The organism is Extensimonas vulgaris (assembly GCF_003337425.1).
GTDB lineage: Bacteria > Pseudomonadota > Gammaproteobacteria > Burkholderiales > Burkholderiaceae_C > Extensimonas > Extensimonas vulgaris.
Map to the genome: position 1 here is coordinate 1 of NZ_QPJU01000017.1, position 19,650 is coordinate 19,650.

The 19,650-nt window shown below is 65.4% G+C and carries 26 protein-coding genes; 13 read left to right on the plus strand and 13 right to left on the minus strand.

Annotated features, from left to right (window positions below; all coding sequences use genetic code 11):
• Together DFR45_RS13820 and DFR45_RS13825 are read left to right on the plus strand one after the other, a co-directional pair.
• Positions 1 to 1,201: type IV secretory system conjugative DNA transfer family protein (locus DFR45_RS13820; RefSeq protein ID WP_211306513.1), on the plus strand; the 1,201-nt coding region annotated here is incomplete at its 5' end.
• Between the two features lie 11 nt (positions 1,202 to 1,212).
• Positions 1,213 to 1,605 (plus strand): hypothetical protein, encoded by a 393-nt coding sequence (locus tag DFR45_RS13825; protein WP_114484335.1) that lies wholly within the window; start codon positions 1,213 to 1,215, stop codon positions 1,603 to 1,605.
• A gap of 36 nt (positions 1,606 to 1,641) precedes the next feature.
• On the opposite strand, the gene DFR45_RS13830 is transcribed toward DFR45_RS13825, so the two are convergent.
• From DFR45_RS13830 to DFR45_RS13865, 8 genes are all read right to left on the minus strand, one after another.
• Entirely contained in the window at positions 1,642 to 2,154 is a 513-nt protein-coding gene (locus DFR45_RS13830; protein ID WP_114484336.1) for a thermonuclease family protein, read from the minus strand.
• On the minus strand, positions 2,154 to 2,846 hold the full coding sequence (locus DFR45_RS13835; protein ID WP_114484337.1) for a DNA-binding protein: 693 nt from the start codon (positions 2,844 to 2,846) through the stop codon (positions 2,154 to 2,156). The genes DFR45_RS13830 and DFR45_RS13835 overlap by 1 nt, the downstream gene beginning before the upstream one ends.
• A 915-nt stretch (positions 2,847 to 3,761) precedes the next feature.
• Complete coding sequence (locus DFR45_RS13840) at positions 3,762 to 4,772, minus strand: replication protein RepA (RefSeq protein ID WP_114484348.1); 1,011 nt, start codon at positions 4,770 to 4,772, stop codon at positions 3,762 to 3,764.
• An 11-nt stretch (positions 4,773 to 4,783) separates the two neighbouring features.
• Complete coding sequence (locus DFR45_RS13845; RefSeq protein WP_114484338.1) at positions 4,784 to 4,987, minus strand: hypothetical protein; 204 nt, start codon at positions 4,985 to 4,987, stop codon at positions 4,784 to 4,786.
• 42 nt (positions 4,988 to 5,029) lie between these two features.
• On the minus strand, positions 5,030 to 5,299 hold the full coding sequence (locus DFR45_RS13850) for a CopG family transcriptional regulator (RefSeq protein WP_114484339.1): 270 nt from the start codon (positions 5,297 to 5,299) through the stop codon (positions 5,030 to 5,032).
• 14 nt (positions 5,300 to 5,313) lie between these two features.
• A complete protein-coding gene (locus DFR45_RS13855; protein WP_111111094.1) occupies positions 5,314 to 5,973 on the minus strand; it encodes a nucleotide-binding protein in 660 nt (219 codons plus the stop codon).
• A gap of 127 nt (positions 5,974 to 6,100) precedes the next feature.
• The gene (locus tag DFR45_RS13860) at positions 6,101 to 6,400 is read right to left on the minus strand and encodes a hypothetical protein (protein WP_170132857.1); all 300 of its coding nucleotides are present in this window, start codon (positions 6,398 to 6,400) and stop codon (positions 6,101 to 6,103) included.
• A complete protein-coding gene (locus DFR45_RS13865) occupies positions 6,397 to 7,062 on the minus strand; it encodes a recombinase family protein (RefSeq protein WP_077189557.1) in 666 nt (221 codons plus the stop codon). Before DFR45_RS13865 ends, DFR45_RS13860 begins: the two co-directional genes overlap by 4 nt.
• A gap of 296 nt (positions 7,063 to 7,358) precedes the next feature.
• Here DFR45_RS13865 and DFR45_RS13870 point away from each other — a divergent pair, with 296 nt between their 5' ends.
• A complete protein-coding gene (locus DFR45_RS13870) occupies positions 7,359 to 7,892 on the plus strand; it encodes a TetR/AcrR family transcriptional regulator (protein ID WP_114484340.1) in 534 nt (177 codons plus the stop codon).
• Between the two features lie 3 nt (positions 7,893 to 7,895).
• Positions 7,896 to 8,228, plus strand: coding sequence for a Qac-pB8 family quaternary ammonium compound efflux SMR transporter (qac, locus tag DFR45_RS13875; RefSeq protein ID WP_011342944.1), 333 nt, complete (start codon positions 7,896 to 7,898; stop codon positions 8,226 to 8,228).
• A 92-nt stretch (positions 8,229 to 8,320) separates the two neighbouring features.
• Here qac and DFR45_RS13880 read toward each other — a convergent pair whose 3' ends face one another.
• Positions 8,321 to 8,944, minus strand: a complete 624-nt coding sequence (locus tag DFR45_RS13880; RefSeq protein WP_011222094.1) for a recombinase family protein — start codon at positions 8,942 to 8,944, stop codon at positions 8,321 to 8,323.
• Between the two features lie 375 nt (positions 8,945 to 9,319).
• On the opposite strand from DFR45_RS13880, the gene DFR45_RS13885 reads away from it, so the two are divergent.
• The 6 genes from DFR45_RS13885 to DFR45_RS13910 are packed head-to-tail and all read left to right on the plus strand — an operon-like array spanning position 9,320 to position 12,555.
• Positions 9,320 to 9,538 (plus strand): hypothetical protein, encoded by a 219-nt coding sequence (locus DFR45_RS13885; protein ID WP_114484349.1) that lies wholly within the window; start codon positions 9,320 to 9,322, stop codon positions 9,536 to 9,538.
• Positions 9,535 to 10,491, plus strand: coding sequence for a DNA cytosine methyltransferase (locus DFR45_RS13890; RefSeq protein WP_114484341.1), 957 nt, complete (start codon positions 9,535 to 9,537; stop codon positions 10,489 to 10,491). The genes DFR45_RS13885 and DFR45_RS13890 overlap by 4 nt, the downstream gene beginning before the upstream one ends.
• Positions 10,491 to 11,354, plus strand: coding sequence for an NgoMIV family type II restriction endonuclease (locus DFR45_RS13895; protein WP_114484342.1), 864 nt, complete (start codon positions 10,491 to 10,493; stop codon positions 11,352 to 11,354). The genes DFR45_RS13890 and DFR45_RS13895 overlap by 1 nt, the downstream gene beginning before the upstream one ends.
• Before the next feature lie 3 nt (positions 11,355 to 11,357).
• Complete coding sequence (locus DFR45_RS13900; RefSeq protein ID WP_114484343.1) at positions 11,358 to 11,654, plus strand: hypothetical protein; 297 nt, start codon at positions 11,358 to 11,360, stop codon at positions 11,652 to 11,654.
• Between the two features lie 16 nt (positions 11,655 to 11,670).
• A complete protein-coding gene (locus DFR45_RS13905) occupies positions 11,671 to 12,084 on the plus strand; it encodes a very short patch repair endonuclease (RefSeq protein WP_280523959.1) in 414 nt (137 codons plus the stop codon).
• Between the two features lie 3 nt (positions 12,085 to 12,087).
• Entirely contained in the window at positions 12,088 to 12,555 is a 468-nt protein-coding gene (locus tag DFR45_RS13910) for a helix-turn-helix domain-containing protein (protein WP_224776056.1), read from the plus strand.
• A gap of 87 nt (positions 12,556 to 12,642) precedes the next feature.
• Here DFR45_RS13910 and DFR45_RS13915 read toward each other — a convergent pair whose 3' ends face one another.
• From DFR45_RS13915 to traA, 4 genes are all read right to left on the minus strand, one after another.
• Positions 12,643 to 13,563 carry a S1C family serine protease gene (locus DFR45_RS13915; RefSeq protein ID WP_114484344.1) on the minus strand — a complete coding sequence of 307 codons (921 nt, stop codon included), beginning with the start codon at positions 13,561 to 13,563 and terminating at the stop codon, positions 12,643 to 12,645.
• Positions 13,550 to 13,771 (minus strand): hypothetical protein, encoded by a 222-nt coding sequence (locus tag DFR45_RS13920; RefSeq protein WP_104874799.1) that lies wholly within the window; start codon positions 13,769 to 13,771, stop codon positions 13,550 to 13,552. The genes DFR45_RS13915 and DFR45_RS13920 overlap by 14 nt, the downstream gene beginning before the upstream one ends.
• 72 nt (positions 13,772 to 13,843) lie before the next feature.
• Complete coding sequence (locus DFR45_RS13925; protein WP_079651109.1) at positions 13,844 to 14,215, minus strand: hypothetical protein; 372 nt, start codon at positions 14,213 to 14,215, stop codon at positions 13,844 to 13,846.
• 33 nt (positions 14,216 to 14,248) lie between these two features.
• Positions 14,249 to 17,512: a Ti-type conjugative transfer relaxase TraA gene (gene traA, locus DFR45_RS13930; RefSeq protein WP_114484345.1), complete on the minus strand. Its 3,264-nt coding sequence runs from the start codon at positions 17,510 to 17,512 to the stop codon at positions 14,249 to 14,251.
• 193 nt (positions 17,513 to 17,705) lie between these two features.
• On the opposite strand from traA, the gene DFR45_RS13935 reads away from it, so the two are divergent.
• The 3 genes from DFR45_RS13935 to DFR45_RS13945 form a co-directional block, all read left to right on the plus strand.
• A complete protein-coding gene (locus DFR45_RS13935; protein WP_111111083.1) occupies positions 17,706 to 17,957 on the plus strand; it encodes a TraC family protein in 252 nt (83 codons plus the stop codon).
• A 22-nt stretch (positions 17,958 to 17,979) separates the two neighbouring features.
• Positions 17,980 to 18,201, plus strand: coding sequence for a conjugal transfer protein TraD (locus DFR45_RS13940; protein WP_114484346.1), 222 nt, complete (start codon positions 17,980 to 17,982; stop codon positions 18,199 to 18,201).
• A gap of 32 nt (positions 18,202 to 18,233) precedes the next feature.
• A partial coding sequence (locus DFR45_RS13945; protein ID WP_211306514.1) for a type IV secretory system conjugative DNA transfer family protein occupies positions 18,234 to 19,650 on the plus strand: 1,417 nt, incomplete at its 3' end.

Below are 19,650 nucleotides of genomic sequence, written 5' to 3' on the forward strand. Positions count from 1 at the left end.
CCTCCTGGACTATCCCGGCTCGGCCCTGGTGCTCGACGTGAAGGGCGAAAACGCGGCCGTGACGGCCCGCGCCCGCCGCGAGCTGGGGCATAAGGTTTTCGTGGTCGATCCGTTCGGAGTGACCAAGGGCGAGGCGCACGCCTTCAATCTGCTGGATCGCCTCGATACGAGTGACCCGGAATGCGTCGGTGAATCGGCCGTGCTGGCTGACTGCCTGGTCATTCCAGACCCGAAGGGGCAGGCGCACTTTGACGAGTCGGCCCGGACGCTGCTGCAAGGGCTGATGCTGCACGTTGCCGGACTGGATGAAGGCCGGCGCAATCTGCCGGAAGTGCGGCGCATCCTGACCGCCGGCGAGGAAGTGCTTTTTGAGACCCTGGCCGAAATGGCCGCCGACGAAAAGGCCGCTTTCGGCCTTCCGGCGCGGGCGGCAAACACCATCATGGGGATGCCCGACCGTGAACGCGGCTCGGTGATTTCGACGGCGCAGAAGAGCACGGCCTTTATGGATGATCCACGGATCGCGGCGGCCGTATCGCGCTCCGATTTCAACCTGGCGAACATGAAGGCCGAACTGATGACGGTCTACATGGTGCTGCCCGCCAACAAGATCGGCCCCAATGCCCGCTTTGTCCGGGCCTTCATCGGCTCCGTGATCGCGGCCATCACGTCGAGCACCACGCAACCCATGCACCGGGTCGCCTTCCTGCTCGATGAGTTCGGCCAGCTCGGCTACATGAAGCAGATCGAGGACGCGGTTAGCCTGATGCGCGGCTACGGCCTAGCCTTCTGGGTGTTCATCCAGGACTTGAGCCAGTTGAAGGGCGTCTATCCGAAGTGGCAAACCTTCCTGGCGAACAGCGCCAAGTCGTTCTTTGGCACCGACGACTACGACACGGCCAAGTACATCAGCGACAGCCTGGGCAAAGCCACGATTGAGTTTGAGACGGAGAACACCGGCCGCAACAGCGGCACCGGCGTTTCCGGCGGTGGCGGTTCCCTGAACCGGGGCAAGTCCAGCGGCTCAAGCCAGCAGTTCGCCGGCCGCGAGCTGCTGACGCCGGATGAGGTCATGCGCCTGGGGCCGGAAAAGCCGATTGTCTTGGTGCGCGGCGAACGTCCGTACCTGCTGGATCGGCTGAACTACCTCACTGATGCAGAGTATGCGGGCCTGTTCGACCCGAACCCCTACCATAGCTGACGGGCGCGGCCATGTGGGTTTTCGTCGTCATCGGTTATCTGCTGCTGCTCGGCCTGGCCGTCTGGTTCGGCGGCGGCGCGGTGATGACGGTCGCCGCCGGCGGCTTCGTCCTGGCCGTGGCGCTCTGGCTGCTCGACGGCCTGCTGGCCGATCTGCTGCGCGGGCCGCTGCGGTGGCTCGCCAAGCCCTTCCGGGCGCTGGCCTCGGCCCTGGGCGTCCTGATCGTGCTGCCGTTCATCCCCGGCATCTTCCTGGGGTCGTTCCTGCTCGAACTGTTCCGCCGGCGGCAGCGCCTGGCGGAACCCGGCCGCCCTGCCCCGGCCACACCGATGCAGACTGCGACGCGGCGCACGGCGGACGTGATCGACCTGGCGGCATTTCGCCAGCGGCGCGGCGGGCAGTAATCTTTAGCGGCTAAAGCCGCCCCTCAAGAGTCAATATCAGCCCGATAGATGCACTGGTTTTAACATTAAAAACAGTGCATTTCCTAATCGTTTCGCCCTGTATTCCCACGGCGGCACCGGCGCGGTGTTGATCCATAGGCCACGCCGAGCCGCCCTCGCCTCGTCCTGGATCGCGTACAGCCTGCGGTCGGTCACATAGCGGTCGAAAACCCATGCCATGCCGCGCCGCACCTGTTCGGCGCTGGCGTCAATGCCCGCGCAGCTCACGCGGCCAATGGTGCGGCCGTAGCGGTCGCGCCCGCCGTCCTCGATGGCGGCATCCCGTCCGTAGCAAAGATCGGAAAGCGATTGCTTCGACCGCTGGCCGAAGGGCTGCCGCTTTTCGGGCGCGTCGATCTCGGCCAGCCGGATACGGTGCTGCTGTCGGCTGGCGTCCAGAATGGTGAGCGTGTCGCCATCGGCGACGGCCACCACCCGGCCGCGCAGCTCGCCGGCGTGGGCGGTTGTCGCCGCCAGGATGACCGCGAACGCGGCCAGCCCTGCCCGCATCACTTGCGCCCCTTCGGCTTGTCCTGGTCGGCCGCCGGCTGGATGCGGGCCAGCAGTGCGGCGTTCTGTTCCTGGTGCGCGGCGAGCTGCCCGGCCAGGCGCGCGGCTTCCTCGCGGACGCCCGCCAGTTCCTCGCGCGCCTGCTCGGCGTCCTGGTGCGCCCTGTCCAGCTCCGTGCGCAGCTCGCCGGCGCGGCGCTCGATCTCCTGAGCGCGGGCCTCGGCGGTGTGCGCCTGTTCCTGGGCGGCGGCCAGTTGGCCGCGCAGCTCGTCGGCCTCGATGCGCGCGGCCTGCTCGGCCGTCTCGATGGACGCCAGGCGGGATTGCAGGTCATCGACCTGGGCGGCCAGGCGGTCGGCAAGCTCGGTCGCCTCGGCCCGGTCGGCTTCCAGCTCGGCGCGGGCTTTCTCCAGCGCCTCACGCTCCACGGCCAGGCGGGCGTTCGCCAGGTCGAGCGCCACGGCCCACACATCCGCGCCCAGATCGGCCAGGCGGTCGGCGACGGCCTGGGGCGCAGGCTCGCGCAGCGGCGCGGCGGCGGTGGCCTGCCGAGCCTTCCATTCGTTCAGCGCCGGGGAAATGGTGGTGTAGCTGCCGCCGGTGCGCTGGCGGATGGCCTCAAGGGTGGGCTTCTGGCCGGCGGCGGCCAGCTCGTCAGCGGCGGAAAAAATCTGCTCTTTGGTCACGGCCATGATGCGCTCCTGTAAAAATGTAGCATTGTAGTATGTTGTATGATACTACTACATACTACATTTTACAAGCATACAGGCGAAATACTACGCGCCCGCCCGGCCAGGTCGGCCGCCGCGCACCTGGCCGGCGGATTCCGGGGCTGCATACGGGCCGTAGAGGCGTTTTTCGAGGGTCGGACGGCCCAACCCCTGGCCTTGGGCGTGATCGTGCGTCCTGGGCGCGCTCCGGCGGCGCTGGGGGCCGGTGCCAACCTTGACCAGCCTCGCCATTTCTAGCGATGCCAGATCCAGGTCGACCATTTGACTCTTGAGGGGCGGCCCCTCTTCTTGGCGTCCAACCTTGCGGCCTTCCGTCCTGTGACGCTGTTGGATCGAGGCGCAGACGGTCGGCCTGCCCCATCTTGCTGACTGCCTTTTGCGGCCGTTGAGCTGCTGGGATGCTTGATCTTGGCGGAAGCGGGGGAGCTGCGGCGGGGGGGCTGGTAGATCGGCCCCCCTGGGGGGGCCTCGATGAACGGGAGGGGGAGCCGCCGAAGGTGGGGGAACCCCGGAGGGGTGCCCCGGCCGTTAGGCCGCTTGGGCGGTTCGGTTTGCGCTGTCGGTTGAGTTTTCCACTGATTTTGCCTGCCAATTACAGGCAAATATTTATAGGAAAACTTAAAGGCTTAACCGTACCGGTTTAGGGGGGGTCTGATCTAACGACCCTGGGGGGGTCTGATCTATCGGAGAAAACAGGGGGTGGGGGGGTCTGATCTATCGGAGCGGGGGGGTCTGATCTATCGTGGATAAGTGCGGCTATCCACAGGGTTTATCCCCAAGATTGGCCGCCAAGAGGGGCGCCGGCCAGAAACGACGCGGCCGCCTCGATCTCGGGCGGCCGGTGTGCTGCGTGTGGGGGGTCTGATCTATCGGAGTTTAGCTAAACTTCCCGCCGTTCTTAGGGGCAATGGGCGGCGGGGAGCCAAGCAACAGCAGGCCACCAGTGACGGGCTTCACCTTCGCTTGCGGATAGACGGTCAGCACCTTCTTGAGTGCCGGCACAAACTTCTTCTTGAAGTCCTTGTCTGCATCCTTCCCGGTGTATTCCTGGGCGAACTGCTCCCGCAGGGACTTCCAGTGCAGCGTTACGCCCCTGCCCTCGATGCGGTGCAGTCGGTGAGCCAGCCAGGTGTAAACGTCCAGCGCAAGCGCGGAACCTTTCAGGGCCATCAGGGCGCGATTGTCCAGCGGGACGGCGCTATCCATCAGCGAGTTGAAATAGCCCTCTGATAGAACCATCGTGCCGGGCCAAAGCGATTTCTGCTGCGTGCCGCCATTCGCCAGCCAGGCATCGAACTGTTCGACGGGTTGGCCGTTGTAGGTGCGCCCCTTGAATCCAAGTTGCAGTCGGCAAGCGGCCAGGGCGTGCATTTGACGGCGCAAGGTGGTGTAACGCGCCCCCTGGTCATCCATGCCCATGAGCCGCAAGAACTCGGCTGCGCTGTCACCGATGGGGATTTCCCGCGTGTTGTCGCGCTTGGCGTAGCTGGACACCCAAGCAAGGGCCAGGCGTGGCATGACGCCATAGGGGATAGGTTGCAGCACCGGCCCCCTGCCCTCGTCCAAATAGCCGGCCTGCACATTGACCCAGGCCGCGCCAGACTGGCGCATGAACTCGCGTCCATCGACCTTCGAGCGAGGTAAACCGACCTGGCACAGCACGGCATGGGTGAAAGCCATGTCCTCGCCGCTCGGCGGGTTGGTGGCGATCTCTGCGCCGGCCTCGATCAGCTTCTGGTCTTGCTCGGTCAGGATGATGCCGGCCGGGGTGATCTTGGCCCCGGCGCGGGGCTTCCTGGTCTTGTCCTCTGCCTTGGCCTGCGCCTTCACGATCAGGCCGCCCACCAGGTCGCCAATCTGCTGCGGGCCGTTGTTGCGCTTGGTCATGTGTTCTCCCCTTACCTGCTGGGCCGCCGCCACGGTGTCGGCCCTATGGGCTTCACGCGGCCGGATTCGAGCGGCACCAGCCAAATGCCATTGAGCCGCCACGGTGCCGGCAAACCGAGCTGCGCGTTTTCGCGGGCCGCTTGGGCCAGGTTCTGCGCTATCCGCTCGGCCTTCTTCGCCCTGGTTTTAGCCGCTAAAGCGGCGCAAATGCTCATGGGTTGCCCTTGGATATTAATTTCATTCTTTATGAATGTCGTTTAGCTCTGGAAAATATCGCCTTCCAAGGCGCGGAAAATCGCCATGTTGATGACGGCGGCGCGGGCCTGGCCGGTGCGCTTGGCGACCTCATCGACCTTGCGCAGCAGCTCGGGCGCAATGGTCAAGGTGATCTGCCGCTTGTGCCCCTTGGAGATGCCCTTCTCATAGGCGGCCGCCGGTTCGGCCTTGCTGGCGTCGGGTGCCCCCTGGATGAAAGCATCCTGGGCGGCGGTTGCCGTGGCGGTCTTGGGTTTGCGCTGTATTGACATGCTAAAAACTCCCGTTAGGCGATTTGTTGGATATTAAAAAGCGATGAAACGAGACTATCAATCTCGGCTATCGCCTTCGGGTCGCGGGGGGCCAGCTCGGACACGGCCAGGCCCGCGCCGCCGGCATTACTGAACGCTTTGCGCCGCCGGATCGGGGTTGCCAGGTACTCGAACTGTGGAACCTCGGCCACGGCTGCCGCCGCGTCGGCGTTGTCGGCCGAGTGCTCGCCGGGGTCGGCTTGGTTCATCACGGCGAAGGCGCGCAAGCCGTCGCGCACGCTCCGGGCCTCATCCACCAGCGCCGCCATGTCATCGAGCGCCCACACGTCATAGGAACGCGGCGCGAACGGCACCAGCAGCACATCGGACAAGATCAGCGCCGCCCGCAGCGCGGTCGAGTCGCGGCCGCCGGCATCGATGATGATGTCCTGCCACTTGTCCCGCTGCTGCTGAACCTGGCCGCGCAGGGCCGGGCCGTCCGCGTATTGCGCACAGGCAATCCCCGGTTGCCGGCCACTCTCGGCCCGCGCGGCGATGGCCGCCGCTGCCGTGCCCTGGCGGTCGCCGTCGATCAGCCACACGTCGCGCCCTGCCAAGGCGCGGGCGATGGCGAGCTGAACGGCCAACGTCGTCTTGCCGACGCCGCCCTTGGTGTTTCCTACTGTAATAATCACATTGGCACCTCAGAAGAATATTAACTGACAGTGCCTAATTGTGCCGACCCGGCTCGGTTGCGTCAATAGGGTTAGCGCACTTTTTGAACGTTCTTTTAATATTAAAAGCGACCGTTAAAAACGGTCTTTAGCGGCTAAAGTCCTGCGCCTCCCATAGCGCCCGATAGGCCGCCTCGTCGGCGGTCGGCTCGCGGTCGAGCTGTTCCAGCAGCCAGGCCACGCCGGCGGCCATCGCTTCGTCGTGGTCGAGATACCGGCCATCGAGCGCGGCATACATACCGCCTTGCCTGGTGGTCACTTCCCAAGCCTGGCCGTCATGGGTGCGGCACACGGCATAGGCGAAGTAATCCCCCTTGGCGTCCATCTCGTCGTGGGCTGCTTGCAGCTCGGGCCGAAGCGGGGGCAAGGGATAGTGTCCGTTTCTCATGCCTTCATGCCCTCCTGGTCGCCGGCGGCCAGCGCGTCGGCCTCGGTCAATGCGTCCTCAACAAACGCGCCGCGCCGGCGGGCCTCGGCCTGGCTGGTTTCCTGGCCGCGCAGCGCCCGGTAAAGGGTTGCCCGATGCACGCCCAGCAGCTCGGCCGTTTCAGCCGCCGTGCGGCCAGCGCCCAGCAGCTCGCGGGCATGATCGACCTGGCCGGGGGTGAGGGTAGGGCGGCGGCCGAACTGCACGCCTCGCGCTTTGGCCGCCTCGCGGCCGTTCCTGGTGCGGTCGATGATTAGGGAACGCTCGAACTCGGCGATGCCGGCAAACACGGTCAGCACCATGCGCCCGGCTGGGGTCGTGGTGTCGGCCCACGGCTCGGCCAGGCTGCGCAGGCCTGCGCCTTTCGCCTGCAACTGCTCGGCAATGTCTAGCAGGTCGCGGGTGCTACGGGCCAGCCTGTCCAGCCTCGTGACCGTCACCACGTCGCCGGCGCGTAGGTGGTCAAGCATCCGGCCCAGCTCCGGCCGCTTGGCATGGGTGCCGGTGATCTTCTCGGCAAAGATGCGCGTGCAGCCGGCGGCGTGCAGCTCTGCGCGTTGGTTCGTCAAATCCTGGTCGTCGGTCGATACCCTGGCGTAACCGATCATCGGCTTGTCTTTCATGGTGCGCCCTTCGTTGCAAATATCGTCGCAAATAATAGACCATTTGCGACTGACTTTTGCAACGCGATGACGCCAGAGAAAAGGGCAGGGCGGGTGTCGTTTTCAGAAGACGGCTGCGCCAAATGTCAGAAGCCGAATGCACTACAGCAGCAAAGGGGGTTGAACCCATCAGGGAATGACGGGCGGCAGGCGGCCAGGAGCGGTCGTTCGCGCTCGCTCCTGGCGGCCACTCAATGCCCCTCTGCAAACGCTCGGGTATTCTCATAAGATTACGTTCGTAATGTTATTATTCGTACATGAAGAATGGTGTACGACGGCCGAAGCGGCCAGAACTTGTTAAGGCTTTACTTTTAGATGCTGGCGCGCAGTTGCTCGTCCATGGCGAGCAACTATCTATTGGCGCCGTCGCTGAAATTGCGGATGTGACCAAGGGTGCGGTGCAGCACCATTTCCCGACACGCGAGGCTTTGGTGATGGCGCTCTATGACCACCTCGTCGCTGAGTTTCAAGACCGAGTTGCAGACGATGGCTCGGGCGAGCCCGCAGCTTGGCGCTATGCCAGATTGGCTCTTGAGTCCGCTGATGAAGCGTCGTCCGATCAAGGCAAAGCGCTTCTAGCCGCTTGTGTGGTTGAGCGCTCAGTCTCGACTAATTGGGCTCAATGGGTTCGGGATGACCGAGCCCTTGACGGATCCGACACAAACAAATTACTTGCCCGGCTAGCCGCCGATGGCCTATGGCTGTCTGAGGTTCTCGGCATCTATGAGCTGTCCGCAGCAGAAAGAGAGGCGCTCTCAATTTCCATCAAGAAACTTACCCAAGGGAGCTAAACGATGTCCCCTTATATCCCGCTGTCCATAGCCATCGTTGCAGAGGTGATCGCAACGACCGCCATGAAATCCTCCGACAACTTCACGCGGCTGGTGCCAAGCGTCATCGTGGTGGTCGGCTACGTGGTTGCTTTCTATTTCTTGTCGATTACCTTCAAGTTCATCCCAACTGGCATTGCTTACGCGATATGGGCCGGTGCGGGCATCGTGCTCATCACACTGATGGGTTGGATAGTGCACAAGCAGACGCTCGACCTAGCCGCCATGCTTGGCATGGGCCTCATCGTTTCAGGCGTATTGGTCATTAATATCTTCTCCAAGAGCGGTGCACACTGACGCGAGTTCCGGCACAGCATGAGTCCGCTCCGGGTCGACACCGGCAATCGGATCGTTGCCGCACTGAACAGCCTCGTTCCAGGTCGCCGCTACTATGCGGCTGAACCTCGGGAGAGCAGCTTTACGCCGTCTGGTCGCAGCTCTCCCTTGGGTGACACATGCCGGTAGAGCGTCTGCCGGGTAATCCCCAGTTCTTCGCAGAGATCGCCCACCTTGGTTTCCGGTTGCCCCATGCTGGCCATCGCCAGGCGTAGCTTGGCGGCGGTCATCTTGAAGGGGCGCCCCCCTTTCCTGCCGCGAGCGCGCGCCGAGACAAGCCCGGCGACCGTTCGCTCGGAAATCAACTCCCGCTCGAACTCTGCCAGCGCAGCAAAAATGCCGAACACAAGCTTGCCGGCGGCAGTCGTCGTGTCGACCGCTGCACCGTGACCGGTCAGGACCTTCAGTCCCACGCTACGCGCAGTCAGGTCGTGCACGGTATTGATCAGGTGGCGCAGATCGCGGCCGAGCCGATCGAGCTTCCATACGATCAGCGTATCCCCTTCACGAAGCGCCTTCAGGCAAGCAGCCAACCCTGGGCGATCATCGCGTCGGCCTGATGCCAGATCCTCGTAGAGATGGGCAGGACTCACGCCGGCGCCGATGAGCGCATCGCGCTGCAAATTGGTGGATTGGGATCCGTCCGCTTTCGACACCCGCATATAGCCGATCAACATCTCTTCGCCTGTCACATATACGTTCGATTATGTGACAGTGTGAGCCAGAACGTGCCGGTCGTCAAAAATTGTCACTTAACCCGTAATTCTGTCTAAGGCATACAAAGGGTGTTTATGGTTAGTAAAGTGACGGCGCAAGACAGCATCGTGCAGGGGACTCCTGAGCAATCCCATCCCCTCGCGGCGGCTCGTGCATACGACTACTGAACAGGTCGTGTCAGCAGTCCTATGCACTCGGTACGGCCAACCCAATGAACCGGTGCAGTCGCCTTCTGAAAACGACAGCGGGGCGTGTCGCAAAAATTAGGACTTATGCGACACAGCCGGCTAACTTTTTGGATACACAAACGTGTATCCATGCGATACTGTCGCCCTATGTCGAGCAAAGACGTTGGCCTCCGTATCCGTGTTGAAAGGGAACTCCGCGAGGCGTTCCAAGGGGCCTGTCTGGCTGAAAACCGGAATGCATCGGAAGTGCTGCGCGAGTTCATGCAGGCGTTCGCCGACAAGCACCAAGGCGGCTTGCAGCCGGATATGTTCGCAGCGTCGCCAGCCAGAAAGCCACGTCGTTCAACCAAGAGAAAATCAAAATGAGCCAACTCACTTCACTGGAAATGTGCGCGGGAGCAGGGGGGCAGGCCCTCGGTCTGGAAATGGCAGGCTTCGACCATGCCGCCCTGGTCGAACTGGAACCGGCAGCATGTGCAACGCTGCGGCTCAACCGCCCGGCCTGGAACGTCATTGAGGAAGACTTACGCCGCTTCGATGGCCGCCCCTACCAGGGCATTGACCTGGTGGCCGGCGGCGTGCCGTGCCCGCCGTTCTCCAAGGCTGGAAAGCAGCTCGGCGCAAAGGATGAGCGCGACCTGTTCCCCGAAGCTATCCGCCTGGTCGATGAGTGCCGCCCGCAAGCCGTGATGCTTGAGAACGTGCGCGGCCTGCTCGATGCCGTCTTTGACGACTACCGGAACAAGGTCGAAAAGCAGCTCAAGAAGCTGGGCTATGTGCCTGGTTGGCGGCTGCTCAATGCCTCGGACTATGGCGTTTCCCAGCTCCGCCCGCGTGTGGTGTTCGTGGGCATCCGCAAAGACCTTGCCGCCGGGTTCTCCTGGCCGGAACCTCTCAAGACTGAGCCGCCGACCGTGGGCGAGCTGCTGCACGATCTCATGAAGGCCAACGGCTGGCGCGGCGCTGACCGCTGGCGCGAACAGGCCAGCACCATTGCCCCGACCTTGGTAGGCGGCTCCAAGAAGCACGGCGGGCCAGACCTTGGTCCGACTCGCGCAAAACGCGCCTGGGCCGCCCTCGGCGTCGATGGAATGGGGCTGTGGGACGAGGCCCCGCCGCGTGACTTCGTGGGCATGCCGCGCCTGACGCCGCGCATGACGGCACGGATTCAGGGCTTCCCCGATGACTGGCAGTTCTACGGGCGCAAGACGGCCGCCTATCGCCAGATCGGCAACGCCTTCCCGCCGCCGGTCGCTGCGGCCGTGGCCCGTCAGATATTCGCGGCCCTGTCCGTGAAGCGCATTTTCAAGGTGGCGTGATGACGACGGCCGCCGGCTTCGTGGAAGCCCGCAAGGCGTTCCATGCCTCGCTGCTTCAATCAACCCTGACCATCAACAGCGCGGGGGTGGTCAGCAACGCCGACAGCAGCAACACGACGAGCAAGGCGATTGCCAAGGGCATTGCCGATCTGCTCAAGGCCGAAACCATCGGGGAGCGGATCGCGGGCCAGACCTCGGGCAACCAGTTCGAGGGCATTTGCGCGGCCTTCGTGCAGGAAACCTTCCTCAAGCTGGGGCACCTCCGCCCCGGCACCTGGGACGTGCATCAAGTCTCCGGCCGCAATCGCTTGGAAATCGCCCGGTATGAGCAATACGCGCACCTGGTCGCCCTTGACCGGGCTGCCAAGGCCGATGCCGAACTGGCCGCCGCCCTGGGAAGCGACTACACCATCACGCCGGATATCGTGGTCGTGCGCGACACCGAGGACGACGGCACCATCAATGCGCCGGCGTGCCTGGTCGATGACACCGTGACCACGCTTGCCAGCCTGCGGAAGAAAAACGGCGGCCTGCCGCTGCTGCATGCAAGCATTTCCTGCAAGTGGACGATCCGCAGCGACCGGGCGCAAAACGCCCGTTCCGAAGCGTTGAACCTGGTACGCAACCGCAAGGGCCGTCTGCCGCATGTGGTGGTCGTCACGGCCGAACCAACACCGAGCCGCCTGGCATCTATCGCCCTGGGCACGGGGGACATTGATTGCGTGTATCACTTCGCCCTGTATGAGCTGCAAGCTACCGTGAAAGCCCTGGGCATGGACGATGCGGCCGACCTCCTGGCGGTGATGGTCGATGGCAAGCGCCTGAAGGACATTTCAGACCTGCCGCTTGACCTGGCAGTGTGAGCCATGACGGTCGGCCAGCGCGAACAGGACGAGGCCGCCGGCGGGCCTGAGCGGCGCGAGCTGCGCCTAGCCGATGGAACGGTCGTCACGGCCTCGGTAGCTGCCCGGCACTATTCCCGCTCGCATCAGTTGTACGGCTATCTGCAATTCAAGGCCCACGGAAAGACCGTTACCAAGTACATCGGCCGCGTGACGGCCGAAAGCCGGGCCGAGTCCCTGCGCCTGGGCTGGGAGCTGCTGCGCTCGCGGAAGCTGGTCGAGTCTTTCGGCTGGTCGTGGGTCGTGAAGCGGGGCAAGTAGGGGCCAGCGCATGGGGATGAACCGCAGCGAGAACATGCGGCGCATCCGCAGCAAGAACACCGCCCCGGAAATGGCCGTGCGCCGCCTGGCGCATGGCCTGGGCTACCGCTACCGGCTGCACCGCAAGGACATTCCCGGCAAGCCCGACCTGGTGTTTCCCGGCCGCCGGAAAGTGATCTTCATTCACGGCTGTTTCTGGCATCAGCATCCGGGGTGCAGGGAAGGGCGGCCGCCCAAGTCGAATGCCGCCTACTGGCTTCCCAAGCTCGAACGCAACATAGAGCGCGACAAGGCCGCGCTTGCGCAGCTCGCCGCCGCTAGGTGGGAAGTGCTGGTGATTTGGGAGTGCGAAACCAAGAACCATGAGGCCACGCGCCAAGCCCTGCTAGATTTCCTAGGGCCGCCGCACCTGGCCGGAAAGGGGCAATAGGACATGGGCAGGAAGAAAACCGAAGAAGCGATTGCAGATAGCCGCGTCGGCCGCGTTGCCGGGCCGTTCGGCTCGGTCGATGAGCTGCTGGCCGATCTGAAAGCTGACGACACGCCGGAGAACCTGGAAAGCTGGCTGCATGAGAAGGCCGGCCCAGCCTACGACGCATTGAAGGCCGACCCGGCCCGCGCCGTCACGCCCGACCAGGTACGCCGCACGCTCGATGAGCTGCTGGCCGAAGCCGAAGCATCCGGCCAGTATCCATTGCCGCCCGAGCAACGCGAATGGGTGGATGCGCCGGCGGTCGGCCATGAAGTGCTGACGCCCTATGACCCGGCCGAGTTCCTGACCAGTGCCGAGGCCGTGGCCGCATTCCTGGCCGACGCCGAAGCTACGGCCGACCCGGCCTATATCCAGCACGCCTGCGAAGTCGCGGCGCGGGCCAGGGCCATGCACGGCCTGGACGGGTAGGGCTGGCCAGCATCGCCATTTCTGACGGTGCAGGCCCGGAAGCGAAAAGGGCGGCGACCTGGCCGCCCTTGCTGTTCCTGGTTGCCTCTACAAGCCCGCCACGGCCAAGGCGCGGCCGATGGGCACGGCCTGGGTGAATGGCCCGGCGCTGTGGCTCACAAGGCCCACGGCCTCGCCCCGGCCATTGACGACAACGCCGCCGGAGTTGCCGCCCGCTATGGGCGCGTCGATCTGCAACATGCCCGCCGCGCCAATCAGGCCGCCGACCTGGCCGTGACGGCTGACGATGCCCGCGCTCATGGAGAAGTCCAAGCCCTTCGGGGAGCCGATCGCGGCGATGGCCTGGCCTTGGCGTGGCAGGGCGGGGGCCACGCGCACCGGCTGGCCCGGCTCGCCGTCGATCAGCAGCGCGGCCACGTCGCGCACATGGTCGATGCGCGCCACGCGGGCGCTGCGCCATTCCCCGCTTGCCAGCTTCACCCGCACGCCCTCGATGCCGGCCAGGACGTGCGCGGCCGTCAGCGCCGTGCGGCCGTCGCCGACAAGGAAGCCCGCGCCCAGCGTCACCCATTCGCGTTCCTGGTCGGCCTTCGCCCATTCGTGTTGCCAGGCCCGGTAACGGGTCAGCAGCTCGGTTGCCAGGTTGGTTTGAACGCCAGGGACAAGCCATGCCCGGTTACGGCTGCCGTCGCCCTTGGCGCGCTCGATAACGGCCACCATGACAACGGACGGCATCACCTGGCCGGCCACAGCCGCCCAATCGGCGGCGGCAGGGTAGGGGCGGGCGTCCAGCGCCACGCCTTCGCCGGCGGCGCTGCGGGCGCTGTCGGTCTTGGCGTGCGCCTGATGCTTGCTCCACTCGTCGTCATCAAGACGCTTCTGCGCGGCCGCGATGGCGTTCACGTTCGCCTGCGTGGTGGCAAGGGCATAGCCGCCCGAGGCCAGGCCGGCACCGGCCAGGACGTAGGCCGCCAGGGCAGCGCGCCGCCAGGATTCAACGCTGCCCATGCTCCGCGCCCTCCTGGTCGTGGTTGAGGCCGCGCATTTGCAGGCGCTGGCCGGTGTCGTCGCCGATCTGCAAAACCTTGATGTGCTGCTCATAGGCCGCCTGGAACATCCAGCCGGCCCCGGCCAGGCCGATGACGGCGGCCGCGAAGGTCACGCGGTATTTCGTTAGCTCGCGGCGGGCGCCGCCGGTAACATTGGTTTCAGCCATGATTTCATCCCTCTGTCGGATGGGGTTGTGGTTAGGCGCCTGGGCCGGTTGCCGCCGCCCTGGCGCCGCCTTTCAGCGGCTAAAGCTGCGGGACTGCTCCCGGTCGCGCGCCGCCTTCTCCTTGAACCGTTCGGCGATCTCGCGGGCGCGGGCCTGCTTCACCTGGTCGCCGTTCTCGTTGTCCCGGTTTAATTCCTTTGCCAGCGTCTTTGCCTGCTGGCCGTTGATCTCGTTCAGCTCGACTTTCTGGCTGGCGTCCAGCTCGAAGCCCTGGCCCTGCTGGCCTTGCTTCTGCTCGGCCTCGATGGCCTGGGACTGCTGCGCGGCCGCCTGGCCGTGGCGTTCCAGCCGCTCAAGGTCTTTCGCCTCGCGCCGCTGCTGCGCCTGCTCGATCTGCTTGGCGTAGCCCTGGGCCAGCTCGTCGTTCGTCGGTTCTGTGCTCATGGTGCGTGCTCCTGGTTGGTTGAAAACGGCGCGTCACCGGCTCAAACCGCCGTTGCCGCGTTCCTGCTCGCGCTGCCGCTGCCGGCTGCGCTCGATCTCCTTCGGGTCGCGTGCATACCTGTCGGCAAGCTCGCGCTGCATCTTGTCCAGCTCGACGGCCTGGCGCTCCTTCGGCAGAGCGTTGAACCGCTCGATGCGCTCGCGCAGCTCGGCCGGCAGCTCGCGCCAGGCGCTCGGGTTGCGGTCGGTGTAGCCCGCAAAGCCCGCCTGCCGCTTCACGGCCAGCGCCTTGAACTGGTCGGCCTCTCGCTTGGCGTACATCTCGGCCCGCTTGCGGTCTTGCTCGCTGACCTGGACGGCCGCAGGGCGCTCCGGCTCGGCCTTGGCCTGGGACGGCTGCGCCAGGCCCGCAAAGGCCCTCTGCTGGCCTTCCTGCATGATCGCGGCCGCATGGTGCCGGGGGTCTTTCCCGGCCGCCTGGAACTCCTGGGCGACGGCAAGCTGTGCCTTCGCCACGTCCAGCGCCAAGCCGCCGCCGGCCGCCTCGGCACGCTCGACGCCAGCGCGGAACCCGGCCAGCGGGTCGGGGGCCGGGCGCTCGGCCTGGGGCCGCTGCGGCGCTGCCGGCTGCTCGATCTGCTGCGGCCGCTGCACGGCCGGACGGCCGGCAATGTCGGTCGCGGGCATGAGGTCGGGGCGGCCGTGGCGCTCCAAGCTGCGGCGCATGGCGCGCTGCATCTTCCCGGCCAGCTCGGCCACCTTGGCCCGGCCGCGTTCGAGCCAGCGGCGCATGACGTTCTCGCCGTCGAAGCCGCGCCGGTCGGCAAAGTCCAGCGTGCTTTCCTTCGGCCGCTCGCGGCCCAGCACCTGGGCCAGCTTCCCGGCGGCCAGCTCGGCCGCGCCGCGAACGTGCCAAGTGTTGCGCTCGGCCGTGGTGCCATCCGGCAGGCGCACGGTTTGCGAACCGCCGTGCTCCAAGCCGATGCGGTCGCCGCGCTGCGCGCCGCTGGCGGCAATGGCGCGCTCAAGATCGACGCCCCAAATGGTGTGCCGCTCGCCCTTGTCGTTCTCCAGGGTGGCAAAGTAGCTCGGCCGGTTCTCCGGCTTGTTCTCGTAGGGCGCTGCGCCGTGATCGACCAGCCGCCCGGCCCGCCGGTCGGTGAAGTCGTCCGCCCCGGCAAACAGGGTAGCGGCCTCGCGGTGCCGGGTCATGCCGACATAGGCCAGGCTCCTATCCATGCCGGGGGTCGCCAGCAGGTAAGCCCTATCGACGGTGACGCCCTGGGCCTTGTGAATCGTGACTGCATAGCCGTGATCGACGGCCGCATATTGGGACGCCTGCACCTGGCGCGCTTCGCCGCTGTCCAGCCGAACGGCCAGGCTGCCATCCTCGGCCCGCTCGACGGTGCCAAGGGTGCCGTTCTTCACGCCTAGATCGCGGTCGTTTTTCAGGAACACGATGCGGTCGCCGGCGGCGAACTCGCGGCCGCCGCGCTCGGTCACGAACCGGGCGGAACCGGCCAGCTCGCCGCGCTCCTTCCGGGCATCGCGCACGGCCTGGTTAAGCGCCTGAACGTCCGCATTGGAATGGGCAAGGATGATCTGGCTTCCCTTGCCCTGGTCGCCGACATAGGACGCCGCCAGGGCGTCGCGCGCTGCCTCCCGGCTGCCGTGGATTTGGACGTGGCCGCGCTCGGCGTAGGCCGCCAGGCCATCGGCCACGGAACCCCGCGCAAGCTGCTGGCCGGCCTCGCGCATCCAGGCGTGTTTCTGCCGGCGCACCTCGGTAATTTCGGCCGCTCCGACGTGCTGCACGACGGCACGAAACGCCGCGCCTGCCTCGATGGCGGCAAGCTGCTTGTCATCGCCCAGCAGGACGACTTTTGCCCCGGCCTGCTCGGCGGCTTTCAGCACGCGGCCAAGCTGGCGGCTGCCTATCATGCCCGCCTCGTCGATCACGAGAACATCGCGGGAAGTGAGCTTGTCCTTTCCGTTCTTCCACGCAAATTCAAGACTGGCGAGCGTGCGGCTTTCGATGCCGCTGCCAGCCTGCAATTCGTCGGCCGCCTTGCCTGCCAGCGCCGCGCCTCGCACGTTGAAGCCCTGGGCCTGCCACGCCTCGCGGGCTATCTTCATGGAGAAGGATTTGCCCGTGCCGGCGTCGCCGATGACAACGGCCAGGCTGCCCGGCTTGAGAACGTGCCGGACAGCGTTTTGCTGCTCGGCCGACAGGGTGCCCGCGCCATCAATCGCGGCGTTCGTGATCGGGCCGGAAACGCCATGCCGTCCGGTGCGCGCCAGGCGCTCGGCGCATTCCACCATGCCGCGCTCAGTCTCGATCATTTCGCGGGTGGAGAACTTCGCCGGATCGCGGCCGTTCGCCGGTTCCATCTCGACCAGCAGCGGCGAGTTTTCCAGCTTGGCAAGCAAGCCCTGGAACTGCCCGGCGTCGTCAATGTAGCGGTTCAGCTCGGCGGCAATGTCGCGGCGCGTGAATACGGCCTGCGTCGCCGTGATCTTGTCTAGGATGATCTCCGGCCGCTCGGCGATCTGCCGCGCCTGCTCCTGCCGGTCGGCGTTGTGAATGTCGATGCGGTCGGCTTCCAGGCCGCGCCTATCCATCGCCACGGCGTCGCTGCCGATGTGCTTGGTTGGCGTCAGCTCAACGCCTTGATCCGCATAGCTGCGATGGTCGATACGGGCGCTGATTCCGGCCCGCTCTAGCGCCTCGTTTGTTAGCTCGGCCCACTGCTGGCGAATCTCGATGATGTCGCCCTGGCTGGTGCCAGGAATGCCCGCCTTCTGCCTGTCCTTGTTCGCCAGCTCAATGACGGCCTTCGCGCCTAGCGTTCCATCGGCCTGAATGGTGCGCGTGGTCGCCAGCATATGAACGTGAAAATTCCGGTCGTCGCCCTCCTTGTCTGGTGCGTGAATGCACACATCCACGGCCACGCCGTAGCGGTCTGCGATAGCCTGCCCCATGCGCGTTGCCAGCTCTTTACGGTCGGCTTCGTTCAGCTCATGCGGCAGGGCCGCCCGCCACTCGCGGGCCACTCGCGCATCCTTGCGCTTCTCGGCGGCTTCGGCGGCATTCCACAAGGCGGCGCGCTCGGGAACCGGCACGCCTGCGGGCGTGACGATCTCGGCCGACAGGACGCCGCCTTTCCGGGTGAAGTCGAACACTTCCCCGGTGCGCTCATCTACCAGCTTCGACGCGGATCGATAGGCGGCAGCAGCCACGGCGCTATGCCCGGCCGCCCGTCCTATCGTGTGCGTGTTCAGGTGGTAGATCGCCATTTCTTCCCTTGGCGTTTTAGCCGCTAAAAAGGGGTGCCGGGGTATCCCCGGCCGCAGGAGGGTTGCGCAGCAACCCGTAAGTGCGCATTTCGCTTCGCTGCATGACTATACCAGCGCCACGCCTTCCCTACCAGCGTTGCAAAGTGCTAACATCACGCGGGCATAACCCGCAATCACGAAAGGAGCTGTAACGATGGCACGAAAAACCCTGTCCGAACGCAAGGCCGACAAGCTGGCCGAGCTGAACCGCATCAAGGCTGAACTGGCCGAACTCGAAAGCAAGGCCGCCGAACGCATCGGCAAGATTGCGATTGCCGCCGGTCTTGGCGATCTCGACATCGATGACGCCGCCATGCGGAAGGAGTTTGAGGCTATCGCCTCGAAATTTCGCAAAGGCGAAGCCAAGCAAGCTGCTCCGGTTCCGGCAGCGACTGGCGCGAACTGAGCGCGATTTAGGACGCCTTCGGATGAACGCCAGGAGAGAGGATGCACGCCGCAAGATTCAGCTTGGCGGCTTGGTCATCAAGTCCGGCATGGCGGACTATCCGGCATCCGTGATCTTGGGCGCTTTGACCCTCGCGGCCGGCGCGCTCAAGGGTCCGAACGCTGACGCCGCCAAAGCGCGCTTTGAGGCGGCGGGAGACGCGGCTTTTTCCGATGATGGAGAGGACGGCGGCAACCGTTCCTAGCCGTCAATTTCTACCTGACAGAGAGGTGAAGCATGATAGATTTTGAAGCTCTAGCAGCGCGATTGTGGGCCGCCGTGGCGGCGGTGTTTTTCGGCGTGTTCTGCCTGTCTCTGGCGACAACGGCGCACGCCCGCGTTTTCCCCGAATGCAACCCGGCGGCCGAAGCCGGAAAGCTCTACGGCGCGGCGGATGCTGACGCCTGGGTGAAGCGCATTTGTGACGCGCAGGAATCGACCTACCGGACGTGGGAAGCGAACCTGCAAAAGCTCGACATTGGGCAGCAGGATTTGGCAATGGCGACGAATGCCGGAGACTGGAACGCCTACCGCGCCAAGTGGGCCGAATTGCTGCCCATCTTGAAGGAAATGGAAGCGGCCGCGCTGGCAAGCCGGAACGCCGTTGGCGCGGCGAACATCCTTAGCCTGTACCGCTCCGATCTCGGCCTTTTCTTGCAGAACGCGGGCCTGGGAACGGCGGCGAACCTGGACGAGTTCAGCGCCCGGATTTCCGGCGGCCTGGACGGCCAGCGCCCGGCGGCGGCCGCTACCGCCGGCGTCAATGTGGTGCAGCAGTCCGTGACGCGGGGCGTTGAGTTCGTGAAGGGGCTGGCGGCTGCGGAAGGCGACAAGGTTCTAGCGGAGTATCGCGGCCAGGTCGAGCAGAGGGCCGAGACCCGCCGGGAGCAGCTTTCAGGCAACACGGCAAGCGGCTATTTCGGCGGCTTTGCCCGGCGCATCACCGAAGTTTGGGGTATCTTCTTCTTCGTTCTGTTCGTGCTGATGCTTGGCGCGGTCGTGGTGGCCGTAAAGCGCAAGCAAAACCCGATCACGCTGGCGGGCGCGGCCTCGCTCGCTTACCTGCTGCCGGGGTCGGCTATGGTGCTGGCGTTCGTGCTGGTTCCGTTCCTGCCTTCCTGGGCCATGATCGCGGCAACCCTGGTCGGCACCTATGCCATGTATGCGCAAGGCGGCCGCATTTGCGGCGCGCTGGCGTCCAGGCTCGGCGACGGCTCTACCCTGGGCCGTCGTCTGCGCGTCCTGGGGGCCTGGCTGGACAATCTGCGGGCCGGTTTGCGGGGTGAACCGGGCGGCGCTGCCAGCATCGGTGCGGCCGCCGTTCAGGCCGCTTCCGCTCCCGGCGCGCAGCCGGTCACGCATGGGTCGGCCAGGTGGGGCACGGTCGCGGAAATCCGCCAGGCCGGGCACCTGGTCGCGCCCGGCAAGCCCGCCGGTTTCGCCCTGGGCAGGGTAGCCGGTGCGCCCGCCGGCCTCGATCAGCGTTTCCGCTTTACCGGCCACGTCGTGACTGTCGCCCCGACCGGCTCCGGCAAGGGCATTGGCGCGGTAATCCCTAACCTCCTGGACTATCCCGGCTCGGCCCTGGTGCTCGACGTGAAGGGCGAAAACGCGGCCGTGACGGCCCGCGCCCGCCGCGAGCTGGGGCATAAGG